This window comes from Luteibacter jiangsuensis, from assembly GCF_030812295.1.
Classification (GTDB): Bacteria; Pseudomonadota; Gammaproteobacteria; order Xanthomonadales; family Rhodanobacteraceae; genus Luteibacter; species Luteibacter jiangsuensis_A.
Genome location: NZ_JAUSSK010000002.1, coordinates 783,350 through 803,741, shown reverse-complemented (window position 1 = coordinate 803,741; position 20,392 = coordinate 783,350). Strand labels below are relative to the sequence as shown.

Here is a 20,392-nt window from a genome sequence, read left to right as displayed (position 1 = left end):
CGTTCATGCGCTGGCCGTCTTGCCGTCGCCTGCGCGCGGCGCGAAGCGGAACACCAGGGCCTGGACCAGCTGGGCCGCGAGCACGTAACCGGCAGCGGCACGAACGAACAACGGCGCCCATTGGGCGAAGCGCTGCACGTACTGGGCCATGTTCGGCTCGGTGTAACGGCCACCCAGCCAGTAGAACGCGCCGTTCGAGATCGCATAGGAGACCGTGGCGCTGACGACGATGCCCGCGAAGACGAGGGCGTGCGAGGCAAGCGATCCGTCGAAACGCGGCGCCAGGAGCCGCCCCGCGTACCACAGCACCGCATAGGCCAGCGGCAGGAACGAGTAGGCCACGGTGATGCAGAAGTCGCTCACCCCCGCGTAGCTCACCGAGTACCAGTCGATCAGCACCGAGAGAACGACGAAGCCGAGAAAGGCCAGGTGCTTGCGCAGGTAGAGACCACCCAGGAAGAACAACGCCATCGAGGCGTCTGGCAGGTGCAAGGCGTCGCCGAAGTGGGAGAAGCGCGTGCCGAGCATGAGCAAGGCGAACAACGCGGCGACGGCGGCGAACAAGGGACGCGAAAGCGGTTTCATCGGAAAGACCTCGATGGTGTGCACGGTTATGAACGGGGCTGGTAGCGCAGCGTGAGCATCCAGTTGCGACCCGGCTGGTTGAAGTAGCGGGCCGTTTCGTAGTGGCGGTCGAAGATGTTGTTGGCCGAAAGTTCGACCTTCCATGCCGCGTCGAAGGCGTATGCCATACGCAGGTCGGTCAACGCGTAGCCGCCGAGGCGATGGGCGTTGGCGGTATCGTCGTAGCGATAACCGGAGGCGAACACGCTCGCACCGGCACTGAACGCGCCGAAGCTGCGGTCGACGTCGACATGCGCGGTACGGCGCGCACGGCGCGGCAACAGGTTGCCGTGCGAGGCATCGTCGCTATCGTCTTCCGGCTGCAACCAAGTCGCGTTGCCGGCCAGGCGCCAGTCGCCAAGCGTGGTGTCCGCCGCCAGTTCGACACCGCGAATGCGCGAACGATCGATGTTGTTCGCCCCGCCGAAGGGGAATAGCGGTCCGCTCAGGCTCGCGTCGAACACGATCAGGTTATCGATCTTGTTCTGGAAGGCGTTGATCGACCAGTTGCCCCAGCCGGGCGTGCCACGAACGCCCAGTTCCCAATTCCGCGAGGTCTCCGGGCCCAGGTCGGGGTTGCCGTAGTCGGGGTAGTAGAGATCGTTGAATGTCGGCGCCTTGAACGCGGTGCCGTAGCTGCCCGTGACGCGCAGGGTCTTCGTCAGCGTGTAACCGTATTGCAGGCTGCCGGTGGTCTTTCCGCCGAACTGGCTGTTCTCGTCGCGGCGCAGGCTGGCCTGCACGGAGCTGGCACCGAACTCCTGCTGCCACTGCGCGAACAACGCGTGGTTGCGCCGCGCGTCCACGAGGTAATCGGTATTGCCGACGACGCGATCGCGTTGCCAGTCGAAGCCGAGCGTGGTGAGGCCGGCGCCACCGCCCACCCGGCCAAGGTCGGCCTGCACGGACGCGACATCGCGATGCGTATTGAAGGTATCGGCGTAGACGCTGTTCTCGTAATCGGTGGACAGGTCTTCGCTACGGCCCAGGTTGGCGGTGAACAGCATGTCCTGCGACGGCTTGTAGCGCAGGCGGCCACCGACGACCTGGGTGGCGGATTCGGCGAAGTTGCTGCTGGTCCCATCGTAATGGTTGCGTCCTTCCGTGCGCGTGGCGCTCGCGTCCGCATCCCATTGCTCGTCGAATCGCCAGCCGCCCTTCAACGACAGCGCATTGTCGCGGTAGCCGTCCTTGTCCGGTTCATAAGTGAAGCAGCCGCCGCCGCCCGGGCTGGGTTTGCCCCGGCAGGCGTTGATGCCGTCGGTCTGGTCGTGGCTCGCCTCCACCGCGTACCAGCCCTGGGCACCACGGCCAGCGAAGCCCGCCGAGCCGCGCAGCGTGTCGTAGCTGCCCACGCCCACGGAGAAATGGGGGACGAAGCCGCCTTCGGGATGACGGGTGAAGATCTGGATGACGCCGCCGAGGGCGTCGGAACCATACAGGCTCGAGTACGGGCCGCGCACGATCTCGATGCGCTCGATCTGGTCGACCGGAATATCCTGCAACGCCGCGGTGCCGGAGGTGGCCGAACCGATCTTCACGCCGTCCACCAGCACGAGCACATGGTCGGCCTCGGTGCCGCGCAGGAACACCGAGGTGGCCTTGCCCGGGCCGCCATTGTTGGCGATCGAGACGCCCGGCGTGCCGCGCAGCAGGTCGGCGAGCGAGCGCGGTTGCAAGCGCTCGATCTCGGCCCGGTCGATCACGGTGGAGGCGGCGAGCACCTGGTTGAGGGTCTGGTCGGTGCGGCTGGCGGTGACGACGACCTGGTCGAGGTCGGTGGACGCATCGGCGAACGCCGCGGCCGGCATGAGGAAGGCCACCGCGATGGCGACCGCGAGGCTGGAGGAACGAAATGACACGGGGTGACTCCCTGCTCACCGCGCCTACCCGCGCGGCATGAATGGCGAGGGACAGGAAGCGGGATGGCGGGATCGCCGGCGGCGGAAGGCTGTCGGCCACCCACGACACGGCCCTCCGCCTGTCCGGTGTACCTCGAGGCCGGTCTCCGGGCTCACGAGCGCAGGGAATCCCTGCGGGGACGGCGCCTTCCCATGCCTTGGCACAGTGGCTCGATGCCGACCTTTTGCTCGCCTACCGTTGCGGGGGCAGCTCCGGAATGGCGGCGACCCTTGGCAGGCCGCGCACGTCACCGGATTCCCGTTTCAATCCCCGGCGCTGACGCCGTGGATCACCTTGGGCGCCGACAGTGTAGCCGAACGCGCGGCACGCTTGTCCCGCCAACGCAGAAAGGGCCGCTCGACCGCGTAATGCAGGACGGCGCCACCGGCCAGGGTCGCGGCCGCATAGATGGCGAAACGCAGGAATCGATGGTCGGCCAATTGGCCGTCCAGGGCACCTTGCACCAGATGGAAGACGCCCTTGTGGCTGAGGTAGAGACTGTAGGAGGCGCGGGCCAGCCAACCCGCACCCGGGATATCCAGCCGCGCCAGCCAGGTGTCGCCACTGGCGGCGGCCACGAAGGCGGCCATCGCCAGCGCGATCAACGGATAGCCGACGACGCAGGGCCAGAACCCCGTGCGCGCGCCATCGAACAGCATGAGCGCGGTCGCGAGCAGGAGCGCGCCAAGGATGAGCACCCCGTTCACCCGTGCCCGTAACCACGCCATGGCCCGCGGCCGGTACACGCCGCACACCGCGAGCGCGACACCGGCCAGCAGTCCATCGAGGCGCGCCCATGTCGGGTAGTACAGGTAGCGAAGGTAGACGGTTCCTACGTTCTCGCCCGCCGCCTGCGCCGGCGCGAGCCAGTGGGTCCACGACCATCCGCGCACGAACATGCCGCCAACGACCACCACGGCGCCTGCGACGACGAGCTTCCAGGCGGCCGGCTTACGCGTCAGGGTGAAGGCGAGTATGGGAAACACGAGGTAGAAGTGCTCTTCCACGCAGAGCGACCACACGTGGGAGAAGGCGTAGTTGTCGCCGTTATCGAACAGCAGGTTGAAGGTGAAGGTGGGGAACTGCCATAGCGGCTGCATCCCTGGCGTCTCCCGCCACGCTGGCCACAGCACATACAGAGCGAGCACCGTGAAGAACGCGGGCAGGATGCGCACGGCACGGCGCCCGTAAAAGGCTGCGAAGTCGAGTCGGCCCGTGGTGGCGAGGGATTTCAGCACCTGCGTGCCGATCAGGTAGCCGCTGAGCACGAAGAACAGGTCGACGCCCATCCAGCCGGACTGTTCGAGCTTCGAGAAGCCGTCGCCAAGGCCGCCGACGAGGTAGCTGATGCATGGTCGGATGTCCCTTGGTCGGTCCGGGCATGATGGAGCCGTTTGCAGCCAGGCGAGGGCCGACTTCATGGCATTACCCGGGCAACGTTCGTAGGCGATTCCCACCCGGTCCGACGGGCTGTCGCCCGCCGCGCTATGATCGCCACGCGCACGGTCACCTGGGGAGGTAGCCCGGCGTCTTATCAAGGGGGCACACATGTCTGACGTTATCGATTTCCTGGAACGCATGGGCGGCAACGCCGCGCTGAATGACGCCGGTACGGCCGAACTCGCCCGCGAACTGGACGCGGCCGCTGTTGATGGCGCGCTGGCCGCCGCGATCCTCGCCGGTGACGAGGGAGCGCTGCGCGACCGCATCGCGCCGGGCACGTTCTACAGCATCCAGCTTGGCGACACTCCGCAGAACGAGGAAGGCTCGGAACCGCCCGCGAACGATGCACCCGAGACGCCCGACGTGCCCGATCCCTCGGACGCCTGAGCGCGAGGCCACGGTGGCATGATCGGTCGCTTCGGACGCCGGCTGGGGCTGGCGATCGCATTCACGCTGGCGTTCCATGCCGGCGCGGCCCTCGCTCAGCTCACGCCGGGCGAGGACGCGACGGCGACGCTCGCACATGCCGACGCGACCAAGACCTCCGACCATCCCGCCTTCATGGATACGGTGGCGCGGCTCGGCCGTGACGTTCCGCGACTGACCGCGGCACAACGGGCCCATCTTCATTATCTCGAAGCCTGGCAGGTCGCCTATGCCGGCAATTACGAAGCCGCGGTGCCATTGCTCGAGGCGGTGATCGGTGGTTCATCCGATACCACCTTGCGTTTTCGCGCCACCGCCACGCTGATCAACATCCTGGGCATCGGGCACCGTTACCAGGAAGCGTTCTCCCGCCTGACCGAACTCACCGATAGCCTGCCCGAGGTAAGCGACCCGCAGGCCCGCCTCCAGGGCCTGGGCGAGGCGGCGCAGATGCTCACGTCCGCCGGCCAGTACGACATCGCCGCCGAATACGCCGAGCGGATGATCGAAAGCACGCCCGCCGGCGACAGCGCCTGCAAGGGCACCTTTATCAAGCTCCATGCGCTTTATCGGGGCAAGCGCATCGAAGGAGCCGATCCGCGTTTCACCCAGGGCATCGCGGCATGCGAGGCCGCCGGCGAGAACCTCATCGCCAATGCGCTTCGCGCGGACGTGGCCGAGGGAACCATCCATGCCGGACACGCCGCCGAAGCCGTCGCCATGCTGGAGAAGCACTACCCGGCGGTCGTGCGCGACCAATATCCGAGCCTCATTTCACAATTCGAGTCGCTGCTCGCCGAGGGCCATTGGCAGACCGGCGATGTGGACGCGGCGGAAAAATATGCCCATGCGGCGGTCGACAGTTCGATCGCGGGGGAATATTCCGAACCCATGGCGGTGGCGCTGCGAACGCTGTACCTGGCCGCCAAGCGGCGCGGCGATTTCCGCGCCTCGACCGATTGGCTCGAACGCTACATGCAGGCGGACAAGGGCTATCTCGATGATGTGACGGCCCGTGCGCTCGCCTACCAGGTGGTGAAGCAACAGGTGACCTCCAGCCGCATGGAAGCCGACGCGCTCGACCGCCAGAACCAGATCCTGCACCTGCAACGCGAAGTCGACCGGCGCTCGATGGAAACGAGCCGGCTCTACATCCTGTTGTTGCTCACCGTCCTGGCGGCGATCGGCCTGTGGCTGGTCCGCACCAAGCGTTCGCAGCTGCGTTTCATGCGCATGGCACGCCGTGACAGCCTCACCGGCATCTGCAACCGCCAGCATTTCGTCGAGGAAGCCACGCAGACATTGCAGAACGTTCGCAAGAACGGCAAGCCCTCGTGCCTGATCCTGTTCGACCTGGACCATTTCAAACTGGTCAACGATACGTACGGGCACGCCGAAGGCGATTGGGTGCTCCTGCGCGTCGTCGCCGAATGCCGCGACCACATACTCGAGGGAGACGTGTTCGGCCGGCTGGGCGGGGAGGAATTCGGCATCCTCCTGCCGAACGCCGACGAGACCGCCGGCGCGAAGCGCGCGGACATGATCCGCACGGCGCTCGCCGCGCCGCCCGCCGGCGGCCCCTCCACGGCCCATGTGACGGCCAGCTTCGGCGTGGCTTGCACGTCACGCCACGGCGAACAGCTCGACCGGCTACTGGCAAAGGCAGACGAGGCGCTCTATCGGGCCAAGGCCGCTGGGCGCAACCGCGTCGAGATCGCCTTGCCTGACGAACCGTTGTCCGAATCCGTGTCCCGCGAAGCCATGCCGGCCGCTTCGTCGACCTGGGCCGCCCGGCACTAGGCGATGCGGTGCAACGCCGCGAGCAACGTCTCGATGTAGGTACGGCTTGCCCTGAGCGCCGTGCCGTCGCGCAGGCGCAACACCGCGTCGCGATTCGGTCGCGGGCGCAGCTCCTCCACCTGGTCGATGCGAACGATCGCCGATCGGTGCACGCGCACGAATCGCGCGGGGTCGAGCCGGCGCGCAAGCGTGTGCAGCGGCTCGCGCAACAGGTGCCGTCGTCCCAGTACATGCAAGACCGCGTAGTCGCCGTCGGCTTCGATCCATTCGACATCGTCCGCATCGATGAAGCTCAATCTGGTACCGACCCGGATGGCGAAGTGCCGTGTTGTCGCCGCCATCGTCTGTCCACGCAATTGACGCCTCGTCCGGTCGATCGCTTCGCCGAAACGCTCGTCGTCGATGGGCTTCAGCAGGTAATCCACCGCCTGGAGTTCAAAGGCGCGCACGGCGAAGTGCTCGTGCGCGGTGAGAAGAATGGCAAGAGGACGTTCGGCCACCGGAATCGTCGCCAGGGCGTCGAGGCCATCGCGTCCGGGCATCTGGACATCGACGATCACCACATCTACCGAATGGCGGCGAAGCGCGGCGAGTTCGTGTCCATCCACGAACTCACCAACGACAACGACATCGGGCTCGCCGCGCAACCGCGCCACGACGCCGGCGCGGGCCAGCGGTTCGTCGTCCACCACCGCCACGCGGATCATGCGGCAGCCCGCCCGGGTTCCACGATCCGCCACGGCAGTTCGATCGCGACACGCCATTTCGCCTGGACCGGTGCGGACTCGAATCGGTATGCGCCGGGGTACAGTGCATCCAGCCGCGCGCGTACGTTTGCCAGCCCTACGCCAGTCGCCCGGTTATCCACGGGGAATGGCACGTCGTTGTCGACGGTCACGCAAAGGCGATCACCTTCGCGCACGATGCGGATGGCCAACTCCCCCGCGATCCCTAGCGGGGCGATGCCATGGTGGATCGCGTTCTCGACCAGCGGCTGGAGAAGCAGGTACGGCAAGGTTGCATCGAGGACATCCGGCCCTGCCCGCATATCCACGTACAGGCGATCGCCCAACCTCGCTTTTTCGATGTCCAGGTAGGTGGAAGTGAAAGCGATTTCCTCAGCCACGCTGACTTCGTGCCCACGGATTTCCTCCAGCGTGGCGCGGAGGAAATCGCCGAGGCGGGCGATCATGCGGCTGGCCTCCCGCTTTCGATCGTCAGCGACGAGGGCGGAAATCGCATTGAGTGTATTGAAGAGGAAGTGCGGCTGCAGCTGGTAGCGCAAGGCGCGTAGTTCGGCATCGCGCGCCGCAAGCCACGCGAGCCGCACGCGCTCACCCTCGGCCTGCAGGGCTGCACGGTGCAGCACGATCGCCTGCAACCCGCAGAAGGCGACGAGGGCAAGCCAGCAACCGTCCAGCCCGCCAAACACCCAGGTCCAGTTCCAACGCACCCGCGCGTCCTCGTTGGCGATGAAACGCAAGGCGATCACGGCGTTCAGCACCGACATCGCGTAGGTGGCCGGGAGGAGCACGGCGGCCATCGTCCAGGTACCGGCGCCGCGCCGCCAAAGCGAGCGCTGCAGCCAACCCACCGGCACGATCCAGAACAGGTAGGCGACGGCGTAGAAAAGCCGGAAGGCCAGCACATGCGCATCGCCGACCGACGGAAGGCCCATGACCAACATGCAACCCAGCACGGGCAGGCCCGCGACCCAGGCCATGCCTGGCGACACCGTCACGCTGCGATCTTCACGCATGGCCTTGCCCGTGGCTTCCGTGCCCGCAGTATCGGTCAGAAGTTGGAGGAGTACAGCATGGAGGCAATCTTCCAGCCGTCGTCGGTGCGGATCAGCTGCCAGGTTTCCGCTCCCTTGTTACCCACCTTGCCATCGGCCACGAATTCGAAATCGAAGTAGACCGAGGCCACGCTGCCGTCGGTCTCGATGCGCACGTTGTGGAAGCGTTCCTCGATGCTGGCCTTGGTGCCGCCGACGTAGTCGGCGAACTCCTGCCAGGTCCCCGCCTTGTAGCGGGCGGCTTCCGGGTGCTTCGCCTTGACCTTGCGGTAGCTTTCGTCACCCAGCACGTTCCACCATGCCTTGCTGTCGGCGAGGAAGAGGTTTGCCAGTGCGGCGCGATCGTGGGTTTTCAGGGACGCCTGGAAACGCGTCACCACCTGTTCGATCTCGGCCTTCGGTGAATCGGCGGCGGCGCAAGGGGCAGCGGCCACGAAGGCCAACAGGACGAGAAAATGGCGGAAGCGCATGGCGTGACCTCGATGGTGGGTGCATCGAGCAAACCAGCGGAACCGCCCCGCCGCCAGTGGGCGTGCGGCGGGACGGTGGATCAACGCTGTGAAACGGTCGTTACAGGCAACCCACCAGCCCGTCGTAGACGGAGTAACGCGACATCGGCAGCTTCGCGTGCAGCGCGTCGTCGCCGTTCATCACCTCGTAGAATTTATCCACCGGGGTGTCCTTGGCGAGCAGAAGCTTGCATTTGTAAAGCTTGGCCGCGGTCTGCACGGCGCCGGATTTCGGGTTCACCATGGCGGTACTGCCGGAGAACAGCCAGAGGCACTGCTTCATGGTCCCCTTGGTGGTGTCGACCGAGCAGCGAAGCTGCATCGGGCGAAGATTGGCGTATTCCCCTTCGCAGAAGGTGTCGCCGCAGATCTTGTCGAAGCCGGCGCTGAGCCGGGCCTCCGCCTCGACGAAGCGATCCATGCCTTGCTCCGATGCGGGCCAGTCGATGGCGTCGACATAACGGGCGGGAGTGGGTGCGACCTGGGCGAAGGCGGCGGCGGGCAGGACGAAGAGAACGGCGGCGAGCGTGTTTCGAAGCATCATGGTGACTCCTTGGTTGAGGAGCCACCATGAAACGCTCATCGCGAAAGCGCGTATGTCCCTCTCCGCCCACGCCCGCGTGTAGCCACCCGGCCAGCCGCGAAGTAGGAAGGATCTATAGCCAGCGCCCGTAGCGCCGGATATAGATCGTCTTCACCACCTGCGTGAGCACGCAGTAACACACCAGCGTCAGCGCCAGCCACGCGAAATAGATGCCCGGCAAGGGATGCATGCCAATGCGCGCGCCGAGGCCCGAGTAAGGAATCAACATGCCGACGACCATGATCGCGCCGGTCAACGCCAGCACGGGCGCGGACGCCATGCTGCGCAGGAACGGGATGCGCCGCGTACGGATCATGTGCACGATCAGGGTCTGCGAGAGCAGGCCCTCGATGAACCAGCCCGACTGGAACAACGATTGGTGCGCGACGTCGTTGGCGCCGAACCAGTGCCACATCAGCCAGAACGTGGTGATGTCGAACACCGAGCTGACCGGGCCGATCCAGACCATGAAGCGGCCGATGTCGCCGGCGTCCCACTTGCGTGGCTGGCGCAGGTACTCCTCGTCCATGCGGTCGAACGGAATCGACAGCTGCGAGAGATCGTAGAGCAGGTTCTGCACGAGGATCTGCAACGGCAGCATCGGAAGGAACGGAAGGAAGGCGCTTGCCACGAGCACACTGAACACGTTGCCGAAGTTCGAGCTGGCGGTCATCTTGATGTACTTCATGATGTTGCCGAAGGTGACCCGTCCCTCGATCACACCCTCCTCCAGCACCATGAGGTTCTTTTCCAGCAGGATGATGTCCGCCGACTCCTTCGCGATATCCGTCGCGGTATCGACCGAGATACCCACGTCGGCATCGCGCAGGGCGGGAGCATCGTTGATGCCGTCGCCCAGGAAGCCGACGGTATGCCCCTTGCGCTGGAGCGAGCGAACCACGCGAGCCTTCTGCACCGGCGACATCTTCGCGAAAACGGTGGTCTTTTCCACCATCGCGTCGAGCGCCTCGTCGTCCAGTTGCTCGATGTCGCGGCCCTGGGCCGACGCTTCCACGTCGAGGCCGACCTCGGTGCAGATCTTCCGCGTCACCGCCTCGTTGTCGCCGGTGATCACCTTCACCGCCACGCCATGGTGGTTCAGCGCGCGGATGGCGGTGGCGGCCGAGTCCTTCGGCGGGTCGAGGAAGGCCAGGCAGCCGACGGCGGTAAGGCCCTGCTCGTCCGCCACGCCATAGGCACGATCACCCGTCGGATCGCGGCGGACGGCCACGACCAGCACACGCAGGCCGTCTTCGTTGAGGCGACGGGTCATCGCGCGGATCTCCGTGCGCTTCTCCGCCGTCATCGACTCGGTCACGTCGCCGATGCGTGCCTCGCTGCAGATTGCCAGCATCTCCTCGACCGCGCCCTTGCAGACCAGCAGCTGTTCGCCCTTCCCGTCCGCCACGACCACCGACATGCGGCGGCGCTGGAAATCGAACGGGATCTCGTCCACCACGTGGAAGCGGTGCGCCACGGGTTCGAGATCCCGGTGAGCCAGCACGGCCTTGTCCATCAGGTTGCGCAGGCCGGTCTGGAAGCGGCTGTTGAGGTAGCCGTACTCCAGCGCCTCGTCCGAATCGTCGCCATTGAGGTCGACGTGGCGTTCGAGCACGATCTTGTCCAGCGTCAGGGTGCCGGTCTTGTCCGTGCACAGCACGTCCATCGCACCGAAGTTCTGGATCGCGTTGAGGCGCTTCACCACCACCTTGCGCTTCGACATGGCGAGGGCGCCCTTGCCGAGGTTGGCGGTGACGATCAGCGGCAGCATTTCCGGCGTCAGGCCCACCGCCACCGAAAGCCCGAACATGAAGGCTTCCACCCAGTCGTGCTTGTCGAAGCCGTTGATCAGGAAAACCACCGGCACCATCACCGCCATGAAGCGGATCAACAACCAGCTCACCGAGGAGATGCCCCGGTCGAAGCTGGTCTGCACGCGCTCGCCCGAAAGGGTGTGCGCCAACGATCCCAGGTAGGTGCGCCCGCCCGTCGCCAGCACCACGGCGGTGGCGGTGCCGGAAACCACGTTGGTGCCCATGTAGCAGATCGTCGGCAGGTCGAGTGGCCCGGACGAAGTATCGCCGGCCGTGGTGCCGTTGGGTGCGGCCTTCTCGACCGGAATCGACTCGCCGGTGAGGATCGCCTGGCTGATGAAGAGGTCCTTCGCCGCCAACAGGCGCAAGTCGGCCGGCACCATGTCGCCGGCGCCGAGGTGGACGATGTCGCCGACGACGAGTTCCTCGACCGGCACCTCGATGCGCTCGGCGTGGCCGTCGTCCGCGCGGCGGGTGACGGTGGCCGTGTTGCGCACCATCGCCTTCAGCTTCTCCGCCGCACGCGAGGAACGGAACTCCTGGGTGAACGACAACAGCACGCTGATCGCCACCATCACCGCGATGATGACGGGACCGGTGACATCGTCGGGCTCGGTGAACAGCTGCACCCCCGCGAGCACGAGCAGCACGATGATGAAGGGGTTACGGAAAGCACGCAGCAACTGGATCGACCAGTGCGGCGGTTTCTCGTGACCCACCTCATTGATGCCATCACGATCGAGACGCTCGGCGATGGCGGCCTCGTCGAGACCGTCCGGCCGGGCATCCAGCGCACGCAGCAGTTCATCCGCGGGACGATAGGCGTCCGCGGTGGCTTGGGTGTAGATCTTGGCGGCGACGGCCGCCTGCGAGGTGTGGATCTTCATGGCTCGCTACCTCTCCGGACGCGCGGTCCGGTCAGGCGCGAGCGGCCGCCGGCGGTTAGCCGAAGGCGAGCGCGCCGGCGCGGGGCCGACGTTCGGTGTCGCTATGGATATCGACGGCGGACGGCGTAAGCCGCGCCGTAGTGTCTATGTCGCTGTTCATGGCCTCGGAAGTTTGCCATCCGCGGGTTTCAACGAGCTTTCAGCAGTGTCGAGCGAACGCGGCACGGTGATCGTGCGCTTGGCCGGCACCGGGCCGGTGGCGCGGCGGCGGGCGAGTGCGAAAGCGAGACGGCGGCCGAACATGCGCGGCGCGGTCTTGTCGAGCTGGAGGTTCATGGCTCAATCCTCGAATAACGGAAGCTCACGGCTTCCGACGAGGAGAGCCGGACTTTCCCTAGCGGAGGAAAGCGCCGGCCGACCGGGTGCGGTCGCCGCGGGCGATGAGTTTTGCCAGCGCCGGGACCCGATGCGTGCGGGAACCGGCGCGTCGACTAGGGTAGACGTCCATATGCCTGGATAAGCTAAGAGGGTTACTGCCGCACGAGACCCCGTACGGTAGCCGGGGAATTGTCGCGCCGCGGCGAAGCGCGGTCAAGCGAAATTCGCGGGCCGCGAAGATTCAGGCCGGCAGGGGCAAGCCGTGCTTGATGCCCGCTTCGTACTCGGCCGCCTCGCCCAGCAACCACTCGCGAAAACGCGCCACGCCGCTGTGCGATTCCGAGCGCTTCGGGTAGACGAGGTAGTACGCCTCGGCGACACGCATGCGCTCCTTGCACAGCACCGTCAACGCCCCGCACTCGATCAGCGAGCGCGCCATGACGAGGCGGCCCAGTGCCACGCCCATGCCTTCGAGCACCGCGCGCTGCAAGTGCTCGGTGTTGTCGAAGCGCGCGACATAGCGCGACGGCAGTGGCATGCCGAAGGTTTCGGCCCAGTCGTTCCAGCGGCCCGATGGATCGCCGAGCAAGGGCCAACCCGCAAGCGAGGTGTCCGGCAGGCCGCCCATGCGGCGCACCAGGGATGGGCTGGCGATCGGCACGATGTACTCGTCGAACAGGCGCTCCGCCTTTGTCCGCGGCCATGCGCCGAGACCGTAGCGGAACGCCACGTCCACCGTCGATTCGCGATCGAAGTCGACCACCGACACCGATGAGTGAAGGCTGAGTTCCAGTTCGGGATGTTTGCCGACGAGCCTTGGCAGCCGGGGGACCAGCCAGCTCGACGCGACCGACGGCAGCACGCTCAGCGTCACCGCATCCTGGTGCCTTCCCTCGAAACGGCCCAAGGCATGCTCGATACCTTCGAAATGATGGCCGATGGCTTCCAGCAGGTGGGCGCCGTCAGCGGTCAGGGTGACGCCACGCGGCCCACGGTCGAACAAGGAGCGGCCGAGGCGTTCCTCGAGGTTGCGGATCTGGTGGCTCAACGCGCTGACGGTAAGGTTCAGCTGTTCCGCCGCGCGCGACAGCTTCCCCGTGCGGGCGACCAGGACGAACCCCTGAAGCAGACCGAGCGGGAGGCGGGACATGTGAAAATTCCTCAAGGCCGGGTTGCAAACATATCGCTTTTTGGCCCGCGTTAGAACGGGCACCCTTTACCTCACCGAAAGCCGCAAGTCGTTGCGAACGGTGTAATGGGAGGGTGTCATGGCATCGATCTTCACCGGCCTTGCCTTCATGCACGGCCACATCGTCGACCGCGAACTGGTGCTCCGGCTGGGCCGTGAGGACACCGTAGTCGATCGCGGTGCGGGCGTTCCAAGAGCTCCGGCGACCACTCGCAAGGAAACCGTCAAGGCCACGGCGAGACTGCCGGGAAGTCCTGCCTGCGCCACCTGCTGAAACACGCCGCCTGAACCTGGCTTGCGTCATCATGGGCATTTCCGCCCTTATCGGAGATGACGCATGAAGTTACGCAACCTCGGGCGTTCGCCCCTGCGGGTCGCCCCGCTTGCCTTCGGCGGCAACGTCTTTGGCTGGAGCGCCGACGAGCCTCGCTCGTTCGACCTCCTCGATGCCTTCGTCGACCACGGCTTCAACCTCATCGACACGGCCGATGTCTACGAGGCGTGGGTGCCGGGTAACGAGGGGGGCGAGTCCGAGACGATCATCGGCAAATGGCTGAAGAAGAGCGGCAAGCGCGACAAGGTCGTCATCGCCACCAAGGTGGGCAAGTGGGCGCGTTATCCCGGGCTGGCGCCCACCAATATCAAGGAGGCGGTGGAGGATTCCCTGCGCCGCCTGCAAACCGACCACATCGACCTCTATCAGTCGCACGAGGACGACCCGAAGGTGCCTCTCGAGGAGACGTTGCGCGCATTCGACGACCTCGTGAAGACCGGGAAAGTACGTGTCATCGGTGCGTCCAATTACGACGCCACGCGACTGGCCGACGCCCTGAGCACCAGTGCGTCGAAGGGCCTGGCGCGTTACGAGTCGATGCAGCCGGAGTACAACCTCATGGATCGCAAGGGCTTCGAGGAAGCCTTGCAACCGCTGTGCGTGAAAGAGCAAGTCGGCGTGATCAGTTATTACTCGCTGGCGAGCGGCTTCCTCAGCGGCAAATACCGTAGCGAAGCGGACCTGGCCAAGAGCAGCGCCCGGGGTGGCAAGGTGAAGGCGTACCTCAACGACCGCGGGTATCGCGTCCTGGCGGCACTGGACGAGGTGTCAAGGGCGCACGATGCGAAGCCGGCACAGGTGGCGCTGGCATGGGTGATGGCGCAACCGTCGATCGCCGCCGCCATCGCCAGTGCCACGTCGCTGGAGCAACTGGACGAGATCGCGAAGGCGGCGACACTCGAGCTGACGCCGGCGGACCTGGCGACCCTGAAGGCCGCCAGCGACTACTGACTGGCGGCCCCGGGCCTTTCCCGCAGGCCCCATCGGAGCCTCCTGTGGGAGCCGCTTCAGCGGCGATGGGTGCCTGCGGCTCACATACCGGTCAGCGCGAGGCCACCAACACGTCCAGAGCCGCGTTGAACGTGGCGCTGGGGCGCATGGCGGCGCTCACCCGCTTCATGTCCGGGTGGTAGTAGCCGCCGATCTCCACGTGCTTGCCCTGTGCGCCGTTGAGTTCGGCGACGATCTTCGCCTCGTTCTCGGCCAGGGTCTTCGCCACGGCGGCGAACCTGGCCTTCAGTTCCGCATCGTCGTCCTGGGCGGCCAGGGCTTCCGCCCAGTACATCGCCAGGTAGAAATGGCTACCGCGATTGTCGATCTCGCCGACCTTGCGGGCGGGAGACTTGTTGCTGTCGAGGAAGCGGCCGTTGGCCTGGTCGAGCGTCTTCGCCAGCACGCGGGCGTGCTTGTTGTCGTAGCGCTCGGCCAGGTGCTCCAGCGACGCGGCCAGGGCCAGGAATTCCCCCAGCGAATCCCAGCGCAGGTAGCCTTCCTCGACGAACTGCTGCACGTGCTTCGGTGCCGAACCGCCCGCGCCGGTCTCGAAGAGGCCACCGCCGGCCATCAATGGCACGATGGAGAGCATCTTCGCGGAGGTGCCCAACTCCATGATGGGGAACAGGTCGGTGAGGTAATCGCGCAGCACGTTGCCGGTGACCGAGATGGTGTCTTCGCCCTTGCGGATGCGCTCGAGCGAAAACCTGGTCGCCTCCACCGGCGGAAGCACGCGGATGTCGAGGCCACTGGTGTCGTGGTCCTTGAGGTAGCGCTCGACCTTGGCGATGACCTGCGCGTCGTGCGCACGATTCTTGTCCAGCCAGAACACCGCCGGCGTCGCCGACAGCCGCGCGCGCTGGACGGCGAGCTTCACCCAATCCTGGATCGGCGCATCCTTGGTCTGGCACATGCGCCAGATGTCGCCCGCCTCGACGGCGTGTTCGAACACCACGGTGCCATCGTCCGCGACGACGCGTACCGTGCCGTCGGCGGGGACCTGGAAGGTCTTGTCGTGCGAGCCGTATTCCTCGGCTTTCTGCGCCATCAGGCCGACGTTCGGCACGCTGCCCATCGTGGCCGGATCGAATGCGCCGTGCGCGATGCAATCCTCGATCACGGCCTGGTAGACGCCGGCGTAGCAACGATCGGGAATGACCGCCTTGGTGTCCTGCAACTTGCCTTCCGCATTCCACATGCAGCCGGAGTCGCGGATCATCGCCGGCATCGAGGCGTCGACGATCACATCGCTGGGCACGTGCAGGTTGGTGATGCCCTTGTCGGAATTGACCATCGCCAATGCCGGGCGCTGCGCATACTCAGCCTGCAGGTCGGACTCGATCTGCGCACGCGTGCCCGCGTCGAGCTTGTCCAGCCGTGCATAGAGATCACCGATGCCGTTGTTGGCGTCGAAGCCCACCTGCTTGAGCGTGTCGGCGTGCTTCGCCAGCACGTCCTTGTAGAACTCGCGCACGACGATGCCGAACATGATGGGGTCGGAGACCTTCATCATCGTGGCCTTCAGGTGCAGCGAGAACAGTACGCCCTTGGCCTTCGCGTCCGCGATCTGGGTATCGATAAAGGTTGCCAGCGCCTTGCGGCTCATCACCGAGGCATCGACGATCTCGCCGGCCTTCACCGCGAGCTTGTCCTTCAGGACTTTCGTCGCGCCGTCCTTGCCAGCGAACTCGATGCGCAGGCTGCCCGCCTTGTCCAGCGTGGACGACTTCTCGCTGCCGTAGAAATCGCCGCCATCCATGTGCGCGACGTGCGACTTCGACTCCGGCGACCACTTGCCCATGCGATGCGGATGCTTGCGCGCATAGTTCTTGACCGAAAGCGGTGCGCGGCGGTCGGAGTTGCCTTCGCGCAACACGGGGTTCACGGCGCTGCCCATGGCCTTGCCGTAGCGCGCGTTGATTTCCTTCTCTTCGTCCGTCGACGGGGCATCCATGTAGTCGGGCAGGTGGTAGCCCTGCGACTGCAGTTCGCGAATGGCGGCCTTCATCTGCGGCACGGAGGCGCTGATGTTCGGCAGCTTGATGATGTTGGCTTCCGGCGTGGTGGCCAGTTGTCCCAACTCGGCGAGGTGGTCGCCGATCCTCTGCGCATCGGTGAGACGCTCCGGGAACTGCGCCAGGATCCGGCCAGCGAGCGAGATATCGCGCGTTTCCACCGCCACGCCCGCGGTGCCGGCGAAGGCCTCGACGATCGGCAGGAACGAAGCGGTGGCGAGGAACGGTGCTTCGTCGGTGAGCGTATAGATGATCTTGGGCGAGCTGGACATGATTCGGCGAGCCTTATGCTTGAGTGGGCCAGGTCATGGGGCTCGCCAGCGCAGGCCTCGAGGGCGCACCGGCGAGCGGGAAACCTGTCCATTGTGGCCCGATTCGGCGGGAGGGGGAAAGCGATCCGGAGGCACGGCCGTCATGCCGCATGGGAAAGGTGGGGTCTGGGCCAGCACCTATCGCCGACAGGGCCGGCCCCCACCAAGGCGAGAGCGCGAGCCTGGTGGGGGCCGGCCCTGTCGGCGATTCTTCGGCTCGGTGGGAACCAACCTTGCGAGTGATTCAGGTACCGGCGGCGCGCAGGGCGCGCCGCTCCCTCTTCCGCGCCAGCCGCCTTGCCTTGCGCGCCTTCCAGCGCTCCGACAGGCAGGCGAAGATCACATACAGCGCCGGCGTGGAGAGCAGGGTCAGGCTCTGGGAAATCACCAGGCCGCCGATCATGGCGATGCCCAACGGCCGGCGCAGTTCGGCGCCCTCGCCCAGGCCGATCGCCAGCGGCGTGGCAGCCAGGATCGCCACCATCGTCGTCATCATGATCGGGCGGAAGCGGACCAGGCAGGCCTCGCGAATGGCGCCCTTGTAGTCGAGCCCGTGCTCGCGCTGCGCCACCAGGGCGAAGTCGATCATCATGATCGCGTTCTTCTTCACGATGCCGATCAACAGCACCAGGGCGATCATCGCGACCACCGACAATTCCGTGTCGGTGATGACCAGTGCGGCAAGCGCGCCCACGCCCGCGGCGGGCAGGGTCGAGAGGATGGTCACCGGATGGATGAGGCTCTCGTAGAGCATGCCCATCAGGAGATAGACGGTGACGATCGCGGCCAGGATCAGGAGCGGCATGTCGCTCTGCGACTGCTGGAAGCGGCGGAAGTCGGTGCCGGCGTCGAGCCGGATGTCACCGGGCATGCGCATGCCGTCGATCGTCTTCTGGATGATCTCCATCGCCTCCCCCATGCTGACGTTGGGCGCGAGGTTGAAGCTGACCCCCATGCTCGTGTACTGGTCCTCGTGCACGATCTGGGTGGGCGCGAGCCCCGGCACCTGCCTGGTCACCGCGGTCATCGGTATCATCGCGCCGGAACTGGAGCGTACGTAGATCTGGTTCAGCGATTCCGGCGTGGCCGCCATCTGCGGCAGCGCGTTGACGATCACGCGGTACTGGTTGATGTCCGAGTAGATCGTCGAGACCGCCCGCTGGCCGAAGGCGTTGTAGAGCGCGCCGTCGATGTCGCCGATGGACACGCCCAGGCGTGCCGCCGTATCGCGGTCGATCACCATGTTCTGGCGCAGGCCCGCGGCATCGATATCGCTGCCGACGTCCTTCAGCATCGGATTCTTCTTCAGCGCATCGACCAGCCTGGGAAGCCACGTCTGCAACTCGACGATGTCGTTGCCCTTCAGCGACACCGAATACTGGCCGCCCTGCGTGTTGCCACCGCCACCGCCAGTGGGCAGATCCTGGATCGGGCGCAGGCGCAGGTTGAGGTCGGGATACTTGTTGGCCTTGGCCGACAACCGGTCGAGCACGACGAAGGTGCTCTCCTTGCGCCCTTCCGCCATGGTCTTCAGTTCGATGTTGAAGAAACCGCTGGAACCCGTACGGCTGGTGCCGAGGCGCGAGCCCACCGCCTTCACGGCGGGGTCGTCCAGCAGCATCTGGGTAAGGCGGGCCTGGCGTACCTTCATCTCCCCGAACGACACCGTGGAGCTGGACGTGGCGCGGGCCCCGATCAGGCCGGTGTCCTGCGGCGGGAAGAAGCCCCCCTTGACCATGCCGGCGAGCACGAAGGTCACCCCGACGAGGACCAATGGCGTGATGGCCATGAGCAGGGCGTGGCGCAGGGTCCAGTCCAGGGCCACCCGGTACATCCCGAGCAGGCGCTCGTGCATCCGCTCCAGAGCCTGGCCCAGCTTCGATTCCGGCTTGTCGTCCTTGTGCGCGGTGAGGAAGTGGGCGCACAAGGAAGGCGTCAGGGTCAGCGACACGACGGCCGACACCACGATCGCGGCGACCAGGGTGACCGTGAATTCCTTGAAGAACATGCCGATGATGCCCGGGGCGAGCAGCAACGGAATGAACACCGCCACCAGCGAACCGGTGATCGAGACGATGGTGAAGCCGATCTCGCGCGCACCGAGCAAGGCCGCTTCGAACCGGGGGATGCCTTCGTCCATGTGCCGGATGACGTTCTCGATCACCACGATGGCGTCGTCGACGACGAAACCGATCGCGATCACCAGGGCCAGCAAGGTGAGGTTGTTCAGCGTATAACCGAACGCATACATCGCCACGAACGCACCGGCCAGCGATAGCGGCACGGCGAGGCCCGCGATCACGGTTGGCGCCAACCGCCGCAGGAACAACGCCATCGTCATGATGACCATGGCGAGGCTGATCAGCAGCGTGGCCTGCACCTCGTGCAGCGAAGCGCGGATGGTCGGCGTGCCATCGAAGAACGAATGCAGCTGCACGCCCGCCGGAAGCCATGCCTGCATCGTCGGCATCTGTGCCTTGATCCGGTCCACGGTCTCGATGACATTCGCATCGGATTTCTTGTAGACGTACATCAGGATGCCGGGCTTGCCGTTGAACCAGGCTGCCTGGTAAGCATCCTGCTGCCCGTCGTAGACCTTGGCGATGTCCGACAGGCGGATCGGCACGCCATTGTTCACGCCGATGATCAGGTTGGCGAACTCCTCGGCCGTATGCAGCGAATCCGTGGCCGTTACCGCCATCGTGGTGACGCCGTCGCTGAGGAAGCCCTGCGGCGAGGTCACGTTGGCGGCGGTGAGCGCATTTCGCAACTGGTCCGGTGACAGTCCCATCGCATTCAGCGCGCGCAGGTTCACGTCCACGCGAATCGCGGGCGTGGCGCTGCCGGCGATATCGACGGTGGCGATGCCCTCCTGCTGGCGCAAGCGCTGGGCGAGGATCGAATCCGCCACGTTATAAAGCGCGGTCGGCGCCACCGTGTCGGACGTGAGCGCCAGCACGATGATGGGATCGTCGTTCGGATTGGCCTTGGTGTACGACGGCGCGTTCAACAGCCCCGTCGGCAGGTCGGGCTGGGCGGCGTTGATGGCGGATTGCACGTCGCGCGCGGCGGCGTCGATGTTGGTGCCGTTCTGGAAGAACAACAACACGAAGGCGCTGCCTTCGGAACTGTTCGAGCGCATGGACTCCACGCCCGGCACCTGGCCCAGGTGGCGTTCCAACGGTGCGGCGACGGTGGAGGCCATCGTGCTCGCGTCGGCGCCGGATTGCTGCGCCTGGACGAAGATCGCCGGGAACTGGATGTTCGGCAGCGCGGCCACGCCAAGCAACGCATAGCAGATGATGCCGACCGCGAAGATGCCGATCGCCAGCAGCGACGTGCCGATGGGACGGCGAATGAAGGGGCCGGAAATGTTCATGGGGCGA

Annotated in this window: 15 protein-coding genes, 1 pseudogene and 1 riboswitch; of the genes and pseudogenes, 4 read left to right on the top strand and 12 right to left on the bottom strand. The window is 65.8% G+C overall.

Translation table 11 applies throughout. The annotated features are described in order from the left end of the window. Positions 1-3 precede the first annotated feature (3 nt). The 3 genes and pseudogenes from J2T07_RS08810 to J2T07_RS08800 all read right to left on the bottom strand — a co-directional run. Complete coding sequence (locus tag J2T07_RS08810) at positions 4-585, bottom strand: hypothetical protein (RefSeq protein WP_306849060.1); 582 nt, start codon at positions 583-585, stop codon at positions 4-6. A gap of 26 nt (positions 586-611) precedes the next feature. Continuing rightward, the gene (gene btuB / locus J2T07_RS08805; RefSeq protein ID WP_306849058.1) at positions 612-2,486 is read right to left on the bottom strand and encodes a TonB-dependent vitamin B12 receptor; all 1,875 of its coding nucleotides are present in this window, start codon (positions 2,484-2,486) and stop codon (positions 612-614) included. A gap of 120 nt (positions 2,487-2,606) precedes the next feature. Further along, positions 2,607-2,838, bottom strand: a riboswitch (cobalamin riboswitch). Between the two features lie 68 nt (positions 2,839-2,906). After that, positions 2,907-3,815: pseudogene (locus tag J2T07_RS08800) on the bottom strand (acyltransferase family protein); the annotation flags it as partial. Between the two features lie 259 nt (positions 3,816-4,074). On the opposite strand from J2T07_RS08800, the gene J2T07_RS08795 reads away from it, so the two are divergent. Then, a complete protein-coding gene (locus J2T07_RS08795) occupies positions 4,075-4,356 on the top strand; it encodes a hypothetical protein (RefSeq protein WP_306849056.1) in 282 nt (93 codons plus the stop codon). Positions 4,357-4,374: 18 nt separating this feature from the next. Then, a complete protein-coding gene (locus tag J2T07_RS08790; RefSeq protein ID WP_306849054.1) occupies positions 4,375-6,195 on the top strand; it encodes a GGDEF domain-containing protein in 1,821 nt (606 codons plus the stop codon). On the opposite strand, the gene J2T07_RS08785 is transcribed toward J2T07_RS08790, so the two are convergent. From J2T07_RS08785 to J2T07_RS08755, 7 genes are all read right to left on the bottom strand, one after another. After that, entirely contained in the window at positions 6,192-6,902 is a 711-nt protein-coding gene (locus J2T07_RS08785) for a LytR/AlgR family response regulator transcription factor (protein WP_306849052.1), read from the bottom strand. The two genes, J2T07_RS08790 and J2T07_RS08785, sit on opposite strands and share 4 nt — an antisense overlap. Then, positions 6,899-7,954, bottom strand: a complete 1,056-nt coding sequence (locus tag J2T07_RS08780; protein ID WP_306849050.1) for a sensor histidine kinase — start codon at positions 7,952-7,954, stop codon at positions 6,899-6,901. The genes J2T07_RS08785 and J2T07_RS08780 overlap by 4 nt, the downstream gene beginning before the upstream one ends. 35 nt (positions 7,955-7,989) lie before the next feature. Beyond that, entirely contained in the window at positions 7,990-8,463 is a 474-nt protein-coding gene (locus tag J2T07_RS08775; protein ID WP_306849048.1) for a nuclear transport factor 2 family protein, read from the bottom strand. A gap of 100 nt (positions 8,464-8,563) precedes the next feature. Next, on the bottom strand, positions 8,564-9,046 hold the full coding sequence (locus J2T07_RS08770; RefSeq protein ID WP_306849045.1) for a hypothetical protein: 483 nt from the start codon (positions 9,044-9,046) through the stop codon (positions 8,564-8,566). 112 nt (positions 9,047-9,158) lie between these two features. Further along, on the bottom strand, positions 9,159-11,786 hold the full coding sequence (gene mgtA, locus J2T07_RS08765) for a magnesium-translocating P-type ATPase (RefSeq protein WP_306849044.1): 2,628 nt from the start codon (positions 11,784-11,786) through the stop codon (positions 9,159-9,161). Positions 11,787-11,942: 156 nt separating this feature from the next. Beyond that, a complete protein-coding gene (locus J2T07_RS08760; protein ID WP_306849042.1) occupies positions 11,943-12,122 on the bottom strand; it encodes a hypothetical protein in 180 nt (59 codons plus the stop codon). Between the two features lie 283 nt (positions 12,123-12,405). Next, entirely contained in the window at positions 12,406-13,314 is a 909-nt protein-coding gene (locus tag J2T07_RS08755; protein ID WP_306849040.1) for a LysR substrate-binding domain-containing protein, read from the bottom strand. A gap of 118 nt (positions 13,315-13,432) precedes the next feature. Between J2T07_RS08755 and J2T07_RS08750 the strand changes: the two genes are divergently transcribed. Continuing rightward, positions 13,433-13,627, top strand: a complete 195-nt coding sequence (locus J2T07_RS08750; protein ID WP_306849038.1) for a hypothetical protein — start codon at positions 13,433-13,435, stop codon at positions 13,625-13,627. Positions 13,628-13,690: 63 nt separating this feature from the next. Then, the gene (locus J2T07_RS08745) at positions 13,691-14,638 is read left to right on the top strand and encodes an aldo/keto reductase (protein WP_306849036.1); all 948 of its coding nucleotides are present in this window, start codon (positions 13,691-13,693) and stop codon (positions 14,636-14,638) included. A 91-nt stretch (positions 14,639-14,729) separates the two neighbouring features. Here the strand turns inward: J2T07_RS08745 and J2T07_RS08740 are convergent, their stop codons facing one another. After that, positions 14,730-16,967 carry an NADP-dependent isocitrate dehydrogenase gene (locus J2T07_RS08740; protein ID WP_306849034.1) on the bottom strand — a complete coding sequence of 746 codons (2,238 nt, stop codon included), beginning with the start codon at positions 16,965-16,967 and terminating at the stop codon, positions 14,730-14,732. Positions 16,968-17,250: 283 nt separating this feature from the next. Beyond that, a complete protein-coding gene (locus J2T07_RS08735) occupies positions 17,251-20,385 on the bottom strand; it encodes an efflux RND transporter permease subunit (RefSeq protein WP_306849032.1) in 3,135 nt (1,044 codons plus the stop codon). Positions 20,386-20,392: the final 7 nt, after the last annotated feature.

What these genes read in the sequence shown, in the direction of transcription:
- mgtA (WP_306849044.1), bottom strand. Translation starts at nt 11,786, where the DNA reads ATGAAGATCCACACCTCGCAGGCGGCCGTCGCCGCCAAGATCTACACC.
- J2T07_RS08790 (WP_306849054.1), top strand. Translation starts at nt 4,375, where the DNA reads ATGATCGGTCGCTTCGGACGCCGGCTGGGGCTGGCGATCGCATTCACG.
- J2T07_RS08760 (WP_306849042.1), bottom strand. Translation starts at nt 12,122, where the DNA reads ATGAACCTCCAGCTCGACAAGACCGCGCCGCGCATGTTCGGCCGCCGT.
- J2T07_RS08740 (WP_306849034.1), bottom strand. Translation starts at nt 16,967, where the DNA reads ATGTCCAGCTCGCCCAAGATCATCTATACGCTCACCGACGAAGCACCG.
- J2T07_RS08750 (WP_306849038.1), top strand. Translation starts at nt 13,433, where the DNA reads ATGGCATCGATCTTCACCGGCCTTGCCTTCATGCACGGCCACATCGTC.
- J2T07_RS08775 (WP_306849048.1), bottom strand. Translation starts at nt 8,463, where the DNA reads ATGCGCTTCCGCCATTTTCTCGTCCTGTTGGCCTTCGTGGCCGCTGCC.
- J2T07_RS08785 (WP_306849052.1), bottom strand. Translation starts at nt 6,902, where the DNA reads ATGATCCGCGTGGCGGTGGTGGACGACGAACCGCTGGCCCGCGCCGGC.
- J2T07_RS08735 (WP_306849032.1), bottom strand. Translation starts at nt 20,385, where the DNA reads ATGAACATTTCCGGCCCCTTCATTCGCCGTCCCATCGGCACGTCGCTG.
- J2T07_RS08770 (WP_306849045.1), bottom strand. Translation starts at nt 9,046, where the DNA reads ATGATGCTTCGAAACACGCTCGCCGCCGTTCTCTTCGTCCTGCCCGCC.
- J2T07_RS08780 (WP_306849050.1), bottom strand. Translation starts at nt 7,954, where the DNA reads ATGCGTGAAGATCGCAGCGTGACGGTGTCGCCAGGCATGGCCTGGGTC.
- J2T07_RS08810 (WP_306849060.1), bottom strand. Translation starts at nt 585, where the DNA reads ATGAAACCGCTTTCGCGTCCCTTGTTCGCCGCCGTCGCCGCGTTGTTC.
- J2T07_RS08795 (WP_306849056.1), top strand. Translation starts at nt 4,075, where the DNA reads ATGTCTGACGTTATCGATTTCCTGGAACGCATGGGCGGCAACGCCGCG.
- J2T07_RS08755 (WP_306849040.1), bottom strand. Translation starts at nt 13,314, where the DNA reads ATGTCCCGCCTCCCGCTCGGTCTGCTTCAGGGGTTCGTCCTGGTCGCC.
- J2T07_RS08745 (WP_306849036.1), top strand. Translation starts at nt 13,691, where the DNA reads ATGAAGTTACGCAACCTCGGGCGTTCGCCCCTGCGGGTCGCCCCGCTT.